Below are 12,855 nucleotides of genomic sequence, written 5' to 3'. Positions count from 1 at the left end.
AGAGGAATTTTAATGGAATCAAAAGGAAAAGTAATAGGGGTAATTGGGAATTTGGTTACTATTGAGGTGGTTGGTACGGTTTCCATGAATGAAGTTGTTTTTATTAAGACTGCTGGGAAAAATTTAAAGGCTGAAATAATTCGTGTTAGAGAGGGGGAGGTTGATGCTCAAGTATTTGAAATGACTAGGGGAATTGCTGTTGGGGATGCTATTGAATTTACAGACAAGCTTTTAACGGTTGAACTTGGTCCTGGACTTTTGACTCAGGTGTATGATGGTTTGCAAAATCCATTGCCGGAGCTTGCTGCGAGGTGTGGTTTTTTTTTGGAGAGGGGTTTGTACTTACGAGCTCTTGATAAGAAAAAAAAATGGAATTTTAAAGCAACTGCAAAAGTTGGCGATATTGTTATTGCGGGAGGTTATCTTGGATTTGTTGTGGAGGGCACTGTCAATCATCAAATAATGGTTCCATTTTATAGGAGAGACTCTTACAAGATTGCAGAGATTGTTAGCGATGGCAATTATACCATAGATGATAAAATCGCCGTGATCGAAGATGATGCTGGAGATAGACACATTATTACTATGTCATTTCATTGGCCTGTTAAAATTCCGATTACCAATTATAAGGAGAGACTTATTCCTAGTGATCCTATGGTAACTCAAACAAGGATAATAGATACATTTTTTCCAGTTGCGAAGGGTGGAACATTTTGTATTCCTGGGCCTTTTGGTGCTGGGAAAACGGTTCTTCAGCAAGTTACGAGTCGTAATGCCGATGTTGATATTGTAATTATTGCTGCTTGTGGTGAGAGGGCAGGTGAGGTAGTAGAAACTCTTAAGGAATTTCCTGAACTTACAGATCCTAGGACTGGTAGGTCATTAATGGAGAGAACATGTATTATTTGTAATACATCTTCTATGCCAGTTGCTGCTCGTGAAGCTTCAGTTTATACAGCTATTACTATTGGTGAATACTATAGACAAATGGGCCTAGATGTACTTTTATTGGCAGATTCAACTTCAAGATGGGCTCAGGCTATGAGAGAGATGTCAGGTCGCCTTGAGGAGATTCCGGGTGAGGAGGCGTTTCCTGCGTATCTTGAATCTGTGATTGCGTCATTTTATGAGAGGGCAGGTATTGTTGTTTTGGGTGACGGCAATGTTGGATCTGTAACTGTGGGTGGTTCTGTAAGCCCTGCTGGGGGTAATTTTGAAGAACCGGTAACTCAGGCGACTTTAAAGGTTGTGGGTGCGTTTCATGGTCTTACAAGAGAGAGGTCAGATGCTAGAAAATTTCCCGCGGTTAGTCCTCTTGAGTCTTGGAGTAAATATAGAGGTGTTGTTGAATCGGAAAAGACAGAATATGCAAGATCATTTTTGGCTAAGGGTAATGAGGTAAATCAGATGATGAAGGTTGTTGGCGAAGAAGGAATCAGTAATGATGACTTTTTAGTTTATTTGAAGGCTGAACTTTTGGATTCATGTTATTTGCAACAAAATTCATTTGATAATGTTGATGCAGCTGTGAGTCCTGAACGTCAAAATTATATGTTTGATATAATTTACAATATTTTACAGTTGGATTTTAAATTTGACAACAAATTGGAAACAAGAGATTTTGTTAATGGATTGCGGCAAAATATTTTAGATATGAATCTTACTCCTTTTAAGGAAGAAAAGTTTAATAAACTAGAATTGAGTTTAAGTGATTTAATAAATTCTAAGAAGTTGGGTTTTAGAGGGGTGCATAGATGAAGAGAGTATATAGCAGGATAGAGTCTATTGTTGGGAATGTAATAACTGTGACGGCAAGTGATGTTAAATATGGAGAGCTTGCTATTGTAAAAGCGAAGGATACAAGTTCTTTAGCAGAGGTTATTAAGTTGGATAGAGACAAAGTCTCTCTTCAGGTGTATAACGGAACAAGAGGCATTTCAACTGCAGATCAAATTAAGTTTTTAGGTCATCCAATGCAGATTACATTTTCTGAAAATTTGCTTGGTAGAATTTTTGATGGAGCTGGGAATCCAAGGGATGGAGGGCCTCGCCTTGAAGATAATTTAATTGAAATTGGTGGTCCATCGGCTAATCCTGCAAAACGTATTATTCCGAGGAATATGATACGAACAGGATTACCAATGATAGATGTGTTTAATACTCTTGTTGAATCACAGAAATTGCCAATATTTTCTGTATCTGGCGAACCTTACAATGATCTTCTTGTGAGGATAGCTCTTCAGGCAGAAGTTGATTTGATCATTCTTGGAGGAATGGGACTTAAGAATGATGATTATCTGACTTTTAAAGACTCTCTTGAGAAGGGTGGGGCTTTAAGTAGGACGATTTTTTTTGTTCATACAGCTAATGATTCTGTTGTTGAGTCTTTAACGGTTCCTGATATTTCTCTTGCTGTTGCCGAGAAATTTGCTCTTCAGGGGAAGAAAGTTTTGGTACTTTTGACTGATATGACTAATTTTGCCGATGCTATGAAAGAAATTGCGATTACGATGGAGCAAGTTCCATCTAATAGAGGTTATCCTGGTGATTTATATTCTCAGCTTGCATCGAGATACGAGAAAGCTATTGATTTTGAGGGAGCAGGATCAATCACTGTACTTGCAGTTACTACCATGCCTGGTGATGATGTTACTCATCCTGTACCTGATAATACGGGTTATATCACTGAGGGGCAATACTATTTGAAGGGTGGAAGAATTGAGCCTTTTGGTTCTCTCTCAAGACTTAAGCAGATGGTTAATGGGAGGACTAGAGATGATCACAGGACAATTATGGATTCAATGATTAGACTTTATGCATCTTCAAAAGAATCTGTAGAAAAGAAAGCTATGGGGTTTAATATGACAGAATGGGATGAAAAGCTTCTTAAGTACAGTAGTATGTTTGAGGGCAAATTGATGGATTTGTCTGTTAATATACCTTTAGAGGAGGCTTTGGATTTGGGTTGGGCGATTCTCGCTAGTTGTTTTGAGCCTAAGGAAACAGGAATTAAAACTGAGCTTGTAGAAAAATATTGGCCTAAAAAAGAGGCTTAAAGAATGGCTAAGATTAAGTTAACTAAGAATGAACTTAAAAAACAAAAAGATAGCCTTAAGATGTTTAGTAGGTATTTGCCTACATTGCAACTTAAGAAGCAACAACTTCATTTGGAGATTAGGAAGGTTGAGGCTTTAAAAAAAGAGCGAAAACTTGAACAAGACAATATAAAGGCAAATATTAATTCTTGGATTTCTTTATTTGGTGAAGAATTTTCCTTTAAGGATTGGATTCAAATTAAAAGAGTAGTAAGGGGTTTTACAAATATTGCGGGTATTACTATTCCTATTTTTGATTCTGTCGAATATGAGGATATTAAACATGATCTTTTATTAACTCCATATTGGGTAGATAGGGGAATAGAAACTATTAAGAATATAATTAAGATAAATGCAGAACTTGAGGTTTTAAGTGAGCAGGTTAGGTTGTTGGAGGCGGAACTTGTTACTACTTCTCAGAGAGTAAATTTATTTGAGAAAGTTATGATACCTACCACTAAAACTAACATAAAGAAGATTAATGTATATCTTGGAGATCAGCAAACAGCAGCTGTTGTAAGGGGCAAAATAGCTAAAGCTAGCTTGATTAAAGGCAAATAGGGATGGGAGTTTTATGATTATAAAGATGAAGAAAGTTTTGTTTTTGACTTTATTGAAATATAAGATAGAGGCACTTGAAATTTTAAGAGAATTGGGAGTTGTTCATATTGATTTTCACAATAGAGTTTCAGAATCTTTAGAGAAGGTTGTTGAGGTGAGAGGGATTTTAACTCAGGCTTTATCCTTACTTGGAGATGATTGTGAGGTAAAAACTTTAAAATCTTCAAGTGAAAATTTTCTGGATATTGCAAAGAGTATAGTTAGTTTGGGTGATGAGATTAAAGATTTAAGAGACGTGAAGCAATCATTGTTACATAAAAAAGGCGGTATAATCTTTTGGGGGTGTTTTTCCCTTGATTTAGTTAATAAGTTAAAAGAAAGTAATATTTATGTACAATTTTTTAAGTCTCAAATTGGTGAATATAAAAAGCTATTGGCATCTTCTGAGGTTAAGGTTGCCCTTATTAATGATTTTAAAGGTACAGCTTATTTTATAGCTATTAATGATTCTAAGCAGCAAATAGAGGTAGCTGAGGAATATGAATTTGAATTTGATCTTGATTTTATTGAACATAAGTTAAGAGTTGTTGATGAAATTTTGGAGCAAAAATTAACTCAGTTATCACTTTTAAGTAAATATAAAGATATTTTAAGAGATGAAATAAATGAGTATAATCAAATTGTTGAATTTGAGCAAGTTATGGCTGATATGAATGATGATGGTGATGGCTTTGCGTATATTACGGGATTTATTCCGAGAGATAAGCAAAATGATTTGAAAAATGCAGCTACTGAGGGTAGATTTGCGGTACAATTTGTAGATCCTGATGATGATGATGTTGTTCCAACTTATGTAGAAAGAAGGGGATTTGCTAAGCTTGCTAAACCTATTTTTGATGTCTTAGATACAATACCTGGGTATAAAGAAAGAGATATTAGCTTTATTTTTATGTTATTTTTCTTTGTATTTTTTGGAATGATAGTTGGTGATGCGGCTTATGGGGTTATATTTTTGGTTGTAGGAATTATTATGAGTATAGGCAATCTTGTAAGAAAGAAGTCTTTAACATCCATTCATGCCTTAATGTTTTATCTGAGTACATCGGCAATAATATATGGTTCGATGACTGGTACTTGGTTTGGTAGTAGTCCTTTTATTTTTAGTCTATTTCCTATTTTAAAGTCTTTGAAACTTGAATATTTGGCAGGGAAGAATAGTATGCAAAATATTATGTTTATATGTTTTACTATAGGTCTTATGCAAATATCAGTGGCTCATATATGGAATTTTATTAGGCAAGTAAGGGAAAGACCACATATACATGCAATTGCTCAACTTGGTTGGCTTATTACAATTGTTGGGCTTTATTATCTCGTTCTCAATTTGATACTTAGTGAGGTGAGATTCCCTATGTATAGCATTATTTTAAATATGATATATATTGGTATTATACTTGTATTTGTTTTTGAGAAACAAGATGGTTCAAATTTTTTTATGTGCATATTAAAGAGCTTTGGGGGAATAATAGAACAATTTTTGACTACTGTGGCAGGATTTGCAGACATAATATCTTATATTAGGCTTTTTGCTGTTGGACTTGCAGGTCTTGCAATTTCTGATAGTTTTAATAGCATGTCAGCATCTTTATTAAAATCATCTAATATTGGTCTTATAATAAGTGGCATCATTGTAATACTGTTTGGACATATTCTAAATATCACTTTATCTTTATTGTCTGTTGTTGTTCATGGAGTAAGACTTAATATGCTTGAATTTTCAAACCATTTGGGCCAGGAATGGAGTGGATATTCTTATAGACCCTTTAGAAAAATAAAAAATAAATAGATAAGGAGATATTTATGGATATAGGTTTAATAGGAGTGAACTCAGCTTTGGCAATATCTGCAGTAGGTTCGGCTTTGGGTATGGGAGCTGCGGGAAGTGCTGCTATTGGGGCATGGAAGAGGTGTTATATGCAGGGTAAGCCAGCTCCGTTTTTATTGATTGTTTTCGTCTCAGCACCTTTGACACAAATAATATATGGATATATATTGATGAATACTTTAGCAGGGATAATGACACAGACAAATCCTTGGTTATTACTTGGTGCAGGGGTTGGTGGTGGACTTGCAATTTCTATTTCTGCATTTGCTCAAGGCAGAGCTGCTGCAGGAGCTTGCGATGCTTTTGCTGAGACTGGGAAGGGATTTGCAACAAATCTTTTGGTTTTGGGTCTAATAGAATCTGTCGCTCTTTTTGTAATGGTTTTCTTGATGATATTTAAATTTGTTTAGGCTTTAGGTGGTCAAATATTAAATTTTCTCGCAATTTATGAGGAAATTTAATATATTTATAAGTATGAGAAAACTTTTTTTGCCTTTTGTGATTTTCAGTTTTATATTAAATTTAAATTCCTCAGTAGGTAAAGATATGCCATATTGGATTTTGCTTGAAAAAGGGCGGCAACTTATTTATTCTAAAGAAGGATTTATCAAATCTAATCTTACTAGTGCTATTAATTATTTGCAGGAAGCCTTACTTAGGAAAGGAATATATCCTGAGGCTAATTATTATTTATCTGTAGCTTATAGTATAGCTGGAAATATTGATCTTGAAAAATTGAATCTTCAGAAGGCTTTAGAAGATAAGGATTATTTATTGGATCAATCTTTTGAGAAGAATATACTATTTTCTTTGGCAAAAATTTCTGAGCTTGGAAGTAATTATATTGACATGATTGATTATTTGAATGAAATTTTGAATAGATTCTCGAATAATAATGATTATTATAATTACCATTATGTTATACGGAAGCATGAGGGCAATTTGGATAGTAAATTTGATACTGCATTTTATCTAGATTCTTATTTAAAGAATGTAAGAGGGACTTCTGGTATTGATTTTACTTTTAATCTTTACAGGTTTAATAACTATAATGTGGTTGATACGCATCAACTGTTATCAAAGGTATATTTAAAGCTTGGTGCTTATGAACTTGCTATTACTCATGGGCTTATAGCTACAGTTGGTATTTTAACTAGAATGCATGAATATATTAGTTATTACGAACCTCTTTATAAATTTAAAAATCTAAGGTCTTTTACTCAAAAAATAAATGAATATACTGATATTAAAACTAGTTTTGAGTCTACAGATTTTTGGGAAGTAGTATATAATATTGCTTATGCTACTTATATGTATGCTAATCATCAAAATAGGTTGAGAGCTGTAGATACTTGGAAGTTAATTATTGATCTTGCGCCTAAATTTTCACCTTATGTTTCAAAATCAAAGAATCAAATCAAAAATCTTTTGCTTAATAAAAGTATATATTAGTATAATATTTTTAGATATTATATTTGGATTGGGGAGGTAGGGATTAGTTCTTATAAAAAAAATTTTTGCATTATTGCTCATATTGATCATGGTAAATCAACCTTGGCAGACAGATTTATACAAAAGGCTAAAATAATTTCAGATCGTGAATTTAAAAGTCAAATTCTTGATAGTATGGATATTGAAAGGGAGAGGGGAATTACAATTAAGAGCCAGGCAGTTACTATTGATTATAAGAGTAATGATGGTAATGTCTATGAACTTAATTTTGTAGATACACCTGGTCATGTTGATTTCTCTTATGAAGTCTCAAGAGCAATTTCATCTTGCGAGGGGGCACTTTTACTTATTGATGCAAGTCAAGGAATAGAAGCTCAAACTGTTTCTAACTTTTATATGGCATTTGAACATAATCTTGAAATTATTCCTGTCATTAATAAAATAGATTTACCAAGTGCTAATATTGAGTTTGTAAAAGAGCAAATAGAACATGATTTGGGGTTGAATTCAGATATTGCTGTTCCGATATCTGCTAAAAATGGAATAGGAATTGATGAACTTCTCGAGGCTATTTGTAAGTATGTTCCGTCTCCTAAGGGGTGTTCTAGTAATCCATTAAGGGCTTTAATTTTTGATTCACATTATGATTCTTATCGTGGTGTGATTGTGCATTTTAGGATTTTTGAAGGGCAAATCAAAAATGGCGATAAGATTAAATTGATGCATGCAGATAGGGAGTATTTAGTTGAAGAAATTGGGATTTTTAGAATACTACTTGAAAAAAGAGATATCCTAGAAGCTGGAGATGTTGGTTATTTTATTGCGGGAATTAAGGATATATCAGATATTAAGATTGGAGATACTGTAACTCTTTTTGATAATGCAGCAATTGTTCCTCTTGAGGGATTTAAGGAGGTTAAACCTGTAGTATTTTCTTCTGTTTATCCGGTTGATGCTAATCAGTATGATGATCTTTTAAAGGCAATGGATAGACTTAAACTTAATGATGCATCACTGACTTTTGAAAAAGACGCCTCAGCTGCCCTTGGACATGGATTTAAATGTGGGTTTCTAGGACTTTTGCATTTGGAAGTAATTCAGGAAAGAATTGAGCGTGAATTTGGGCTTAATGTAATATTAACTTCTCCTTCAGTTCGTTATAGGATTGTTCCTAAAAAGGGGGAATCTTATTTCATTGAGAGTCCCGAACAATTTCCTGGAAATGAGAATATTGAATTTGCTCTTGAACCTTATATTAGAGCTAATATTATTGTTCCCACTGAGTTTTTGGGAAATATTATGAGTGTTTGCGTACTTAAAAGAGGCATACAAGCAAATTTGGTTTATCTTGATACAAAGCGTGTTGAGATTATTTATAAGATGCCCCTTGCTGAAATACTTTTTGATTTTTACGATAAGATTAAATCTGTAAGTCGTGGATACGCTTCTTTTGACTATGAAGTATTAGGTTATGAAGAAACAGATTTAGTTAAATTAGATATTTTAGTTAATGGAGACAGAGTTGACGCACTGTCTCAGTTGGTCTTCAGAGATAGTGCGAGATCAAAGGCTACAGGTATTTGTAAGAAATTAAAGGACGAGATTGCAAGACAGCAGTTTAAAATAGCGATTCAAGGAGCAATTGGTTCAAACGTTATTGCTCGTGAGACAATCTCACCGGTTAGAAAAGATGTTACTGCTAAGTGTTATGGCGGGGATATTACTCGGAAGAGGAAGCTTTTAGAAAAGCAAAAGGAAGGGAAGAAGCGAATGAAGATGATTGGGAATGTTGAGATTCCTCAGAGTGCATTTCTTTCTGTACTTAAGTCAGATGATGATTGAGTAAGTGTATAATTCATTAATAAATTGACTTACAATTAGAAAGATTGGAAAAACTAAATCTTGAAATTAAAATTAGATATAAAAATTGGAAGAATTTATTTTGGCTTTAAGCTTACGTAATTAGAGATATTTCGAAAATAGGGTACCACTATCCTTCAGATAATATTGAGATTTCGTTTGCAGAGAATTCTCAGTGTAAATAACTTAAGAGGCTTGTAAGATTAAGCTATAACGATGTTTAGTTGTGGGTTGTGTTTACATTTTTGTATATTATAAATATTAAGGGATTGGATATATAATGGAAATTTTTAAAATTTTTTCTTCAAATAAAATAGTGAAATTGGAAACTACAGATGTAGGACTTGAAAGAGACATACAAAAAATATTTGAGAGTAATTTAGAAACTTTTTTTAATGTGAAATTTATAGATACTGAATTTAAGATAGAAAATAAAAGAATAGATACAATTGGAATTATTGATGGTCCTTTTATTGTTCCTGTAATATTGGAGTATAAGAAAGACTCTAGCCCCATGCATGTTTTGCAGGCTGCTAGGTATGATGAGATATTAAAAGATAGAAAAAGTGATTTTTTGATTGCAGTTATGAATAAATTTGGTAAAAATTCTGAAAAGTACAATAATAAGGATAATATAGATTTTAATTCCACTAAGATTATTTGCGTGGCCAAAAGTTTTACAGAAGAAGCTAAATTGCAGGCTAAAAGAGATTCTTCAGAAATTCTTCTTGTAGAGTATGATCTTTATGAAGATAATTTAATGACATTAAAAATAACAACTTATCCTGCTATTGGTGGTAATGGCAAATCAGTTGTTAAGGATAAAAAAAATAAGAGTGAAGTTAAAACAGAAATAATGCAGAATATAATTTTTAAGAGAGATGACGACAATTCTTTATTAACAGAGAATTTAAAGATGTTGGATCGAGCGAGTGTTGAATTGAAAAATTTAAATAAAGTGTTAGAAGATTTCATTCTTACTTTGGGTAGTGTAGAAAAGTATGAAGCTAAATATTACACAGGATTTAAGGTGTCTGGTGGCAAGGTTTTTGTGGATATTGAATTTAGACCTAGAAAGGGTGTGATAATAATTACTATTAAGCTTCCTTTAGAAAAGGTAGATTTAAAAGAAGGTTTTGTTCGTGATGTAAGTAATATTGGAAGGCTTGGGAATGGGAATATTGAAATTATTTTTGCAGATATATCACAATTTGAAGAAGTTAAAACTCTTATACAGTTGAGTTATGATAATGTTTTGTGAGGGTGGAAGATTTTTAATAAATTTGCTCAGTTGTTTTATTATTTAACTTATTAATTGGATTGATTTGGATTTTTGTAACTTTAGTGTTGAGTTACTTTTAACTTATTTGTAGGGGAGTTATTAGATATTTAATTCTTATTAAAAATATTGGAAAAGTGTTTTAAAATGTTATAAAATTGCTTTATTGATATTAAACAATTTTAGATGGAGATAATTTATGCTTAAATGTAATAAGGTAGTTCTTATTGGAGCTGGGGGTGTTGGCTCAAGCTTTGCTTATGCTTTAACAATAGATAACTCACTTGTTCATGACCTTGTAATTATTGACGTAGCTCAAGATAAGGCTAGGGGTGAGGTCATGGATTTAAATCATGGACAAATGTTTTTAGAAAAGAATATTAAAATAAACTTTGGAACTTATCAAGATTGTGCTGATGCTGATATTGTTGTAATTACTGCAGGTCTTAATCAGAAGCCAGGTGAAACAAGGCTTGACTTAGTTGGTAAGAATACTAAAATCTTTAAAGAAATTGTAACAGATGTTGTTTCAAGTGGTTTTAGTGGTATTTTTGTAATTGCAAGTAATCCTGTTGACATTATGACTTATGTTACTATGAAATATTCGGGTTTTTCAACTCATAGAGTTATTGGAACAGGGACAACACTTGATACTTCAAGACTTAGATACTTTTTGGCTGGGCGTTTTGATGTTAATACTCAAAATGTACACTCTTATGTTATGGGTGAACATGGAGATAGTTCTTTTGTTACTTGGGATGAAACCAAAATAGCTATGAAGCCTTTAACAGAATATATTGCTGAGGGGAAGATCCGAGAGGAGGAACTTGACGAGATACACAAGAGTGTTGTTTATGCTGCTTATGAGGTGATTAAACTTAAGGGTGCAACTTATTATGCTATTGGGCTTGGCATTAAAAATATTGTAAATGCAATAATTAGCGATCAAAACCGTATTTTACCGATATCCTCATATATTAATGGTCAATATAGTGGTGAGATTAAGGATATTTACATTGGAGCACCTTCTATAGTTTGCAAAGAAGGTGTAAAAGAGGTTCTTGATTTTAAAATAAGTGATAGGGAGATGGAAAAATTTAAAGCTTCTGCTAATCAACTTAAGAGTTATATTGATAAAATAGAACTTTAATTCTGCCCCAATATGGGGCTTTTTTTATTCTTCAATCAATCTTTCACCATTTTTTCTGTGTTCAATGGCTTCTAGTAATGATTCCCTTGAAATATCATGATCTTCTTTTAGATCAGAAATAGTTCTTGCTAATTTTAACACTGAGTGAGTTGCTCTTGATGATATATTAAGTTTATTTAATATATAAATTAGTTCGTCTTGTAGTATTTTATCTAATGCGCAGAATATTGCAATATGTTCTGGCTTAAGATCGGAATTTTTGTGAGTGCTTTCAATATTTTCATATCTTTTGCGCTGGATGTTCCGTGCCTTTAGTATTCTCTTTCTTATCTCACTTGAACTTTCACTCTCTTCTTGAAATAGTTTTTCATTATTTACTGGTTTGGTTGGAACTCTAATATCAATTCTATCAAGCATTGCGGCTCCAAGTTTTTTCCAGTAGTTTGAAACCTCTTGTTGCGAGCAAAAACATTCTGTATCTTTTTTGCCAAGATTGCCACAGGGGCAAGGGTTTGTAGCCATTATCAACTGAAAATTTGCAGGATATTTGAATGATCTTGAACTTGCTCTTACGATTGAGATAGTCTTATCTTCAATAGGTTCGCGTAATGACTGTAAAATTGCTTTTTGGAACTCTAACGCTTCATCTAAGAATAAAATCCCATTGTGAGCAAGTGATACTTCGCCAGGTAGTGCATTAGATCCACCACCAATTATACCCTCTTTACTTGCGGTATGATGAGGTTGCCGGAATGGTCGCTGTCTTATTATTTTTGTATCTATTAATTTACCTGCTACTGACCAAATTCTATTTGTTTCAATGAGTTCTTTATTTGTAAGTGGTGGTAAAATTGACTGTATACATTTGAGGCTAAGAGTTTTTCCAGAACCAGGTGGACCAAATAGCATAATATTGTGTCCTCCAGCAACTGCAATTTCAATTGCTCTTTTGATTCTGTGTTGTCCTTTTATGTTTTTAAAATCATATTCAAATTTTTTTTCAGCATCTTCTGTCGGCAGGGAAATTATGGTTTTTGATGGAAATATATTATTATTGAGATGTTCTACTATCCCCAGAGCTTCTTTTAAGGTCGCAACACCCCAAATGTTTAAATTATTTATTAGAAGAGCTTCTTCTAGATTGTCAAAAGGTATTATTATACATTTAATCCCCCTCTCTTTTGCAAGTGAGATAGCAGCCAATACTCCTTTAATTGCTCTTATTTTTCCGTCTAATTGTAATTCACCTAGTATTAAAATGTCTAAATTATTATTTTTATGGTCTTTTGTGGCTATAATGCCTATAGCAATTGAAAGATCAATTGCGGTTCCAATTTTTTTGATTCCAGCTGGTGCAAGATTTATTAATATCCTGTCTTTTGGAAAAGTAAATTCTGAATTTTTAATAGCTGCTTTTACTCTTTCCCTTGACTCTTTGATTTCGCTTCCAGCAAGGCCAACAATATCAATTCTTGGTATTCCTTTTCTAATATCTATTTCAATTTCAATTAGTTCACCTTCGTATCCTATTGATGAGTGAGAGTATATTTTCACGTAATTCTCCTTAAATTAA

At 33.0% G+C, this 12,855-nt stretch carries 10 protein-coding genes; 9 read left to right on the top strand and 1 reads right to left on the bottom strand.

From position 1 onward, the window contains the following. Positions 1–12 precede the first annotated feature (12 nt). The 9 genes from CR532_RS00480 (at position 13) to CR532_RS00440 (ending at position 11,282) form a co-directional block, all read left to right on the top strand. Complete coding sequence (locus CR532_RS00480; protein ID WP_108728889.1) at positions 13–1,758, top strand: V-type ATP synthase subunit A; 1,746 nt, start codon at positions 13–15, stop codon at positions 1,756–1,758. Beyond that, positions 1,755–3,056: a V-type ATP synthase subunit B gene (locus tag CR532_RS00475; protein WP_108728888.1), complete on the top strand. Its 1,302-nt coding sequence runs from the start codon at positions 1,755–1,757 to the stop codon at positions 3,054–3,056. Before CR532_RS00480 ends, CR532_RS00475 begins: the two co-directional genes overlap by 4 nt. Before the next feature lie 3 nt (positions 3,057–3,059). Beyond that, positions 3,060–3,656 (top strand): V-type ATP synthase subunit D, encoded by a 597-nt coding sequence (locus CR532_RS00470; protein ID WP_108728887.1) that lies wholly within the window; start codon positions 3,060–3,062, stop codon positions 3,654–3,656. Between the two features lie 13 nt (positions 3,657–3,669). Continuing rightward, positions 3,670–5,502, top strand: a complete 1,833-nt coding sequence (locus CR532_RS00465; protein WP_108728886.1) for a V-type ATP synthase subunit I — start codon at positions 3,670–3,672, stop codon at positions 5,500–5,502. A 14-nt stretch (positions 5,503–5,516) separates the two neighbouring features. Then, positions 5,517–5,951: an ATP synthase subunit C-like protein gene (locus CR532_RS00460; RefSeq protein ID WP_108728885.1), complete on the top strand. Its 435-nt coding sequence runs from the start codon at positions 5,517–5,519 to the stop codon at positions 5,949–5,951. Positions 5,952–6,015: 64 nt separating this feature from the next. Beyond that, positions 6,016–6,993, top strand: a complete 978-nt coding sequence (locus CR532_RS00455; RefSeq protein WP_108729599.1) for a hypothetical protein — start codon at positions 6,016–6,018, stop codon at positions 6,991–6,993. Positions 6,994–7,014: 21 nt separating this feature from the next. Beyond that, a complete protein-coding gene (gene lepA, locus CR532_RS00450) occupies positions 7,015–8,835 on the top strand; it encodes a translation elongation factor 4 (protein WP_199911316.1) in 1,821 nt (606 codons plus the stop codon). 298 nt (positions 8,836–9,133) lie between these two features. Next, on the top strand, positions 9,134–10,114 hold the full coding sequence (locus CR532_RS00445; protein WP_108728883.1) for a hypothetical protein: 981 nt from the start codon (positions 9,134–9,136) through the stop codon (positions 10,112–10,114). Positions 10,115–10,331: 217 nt separating this feature from the next. Beyond that, a complete protein-coding gene (locus CR532_RS00440) occupies positions 10,332–11,282 on the top strand; it encodes an L-lactate dehydrogenase (protein ID WP_108728882.1) in 951 nt (316 codons plus the stop codon). Positions 11,283–11,306: 24 nt separating this feature from the next. Here CR532_RS00440 and CR532_RS00435 read toward each other — a convergent pair whose 3' ends face one another. Continuing rightward, complete coding sequence (locus CR532_RS00435) at positions 11,307–12,836, bottom strand: YifB family Mg chelatase-like AAA ATPase (RefSeq protein WP_108728881.1); 1,530 nt, start codon at positions 12,834–12,836, stop codon at positions 11,307–11,309. Positions 12,837–12,855: the final 19 nt, after the last annotated feature.

This window comes from Candidatus Borreliella tachyglossi (assembly GCF_003076595.1).
GTDB classification, from domain to species: domain Bacteria; phylum Spirochaetota; class Spirochaetia; order Borreliales; family Borreliaceae; genus Borrelia; species Borrelia tachyglossi.
This window is presented reverse-complemented; position numbering and strand designations above follow the sequence as displayed.

Coding starts and splice junctions, on each gene's coding strand:
- CR532_RS00480 (WP_108728889.1), top strand. CDS start 13: ATGGAATCAAAAGGAAAAGTAATAGGGGTAATTGGGAATTTGGTTACT.
- CR532_RS00475 (WP_108728888.1), top strand. CDS start 1,755: ATGAAGAGAGTATATAGCAGGATAGAGTCTATTGTTGGGAATGTAATA.
- CR532_RS00470 (WP_108728887.1), top strand. CDS start 3,060: ATGGCTAAGATTAAGTTAACTAAGAATGAACTTAAAAAACAAAAAGAT.
- CR532_RS00465 (WP_108728886.1), top strand. CDS start 3,670: ATGATTATAAAGATGAAGAAAGTTTTGTTTTTGACTTTATTGAAATAT.
- CR532_RS00460 (WP_108728885.1), top strand. CDS start 5,517: ATGGATATAGGTTTAATAGGAGTGAACTCAGCTTTGGCAATATCTGCA.
- CR532_RS00455 (WP_108729599.1), top strand. CDS start 6,016: ATGAGAAAACTTTTTTTGCCTTTTGTGATTTTCAGTTTTATATTAAAT.
- CR532_RS00445 (WP_108728883.1), top strand. CDS start 9,134: ATGGAAATTTTTAAAATTTTTTCTTCAAATAAAATAGTGAAATTGGAA.
- CR532_RS00440 (WP_108728882.1), top strand. CDS start 10,332: ATGCTTAAATGTAATAAGGTAGTTCTTATTGGAGCTGGGGGTGTTGGC.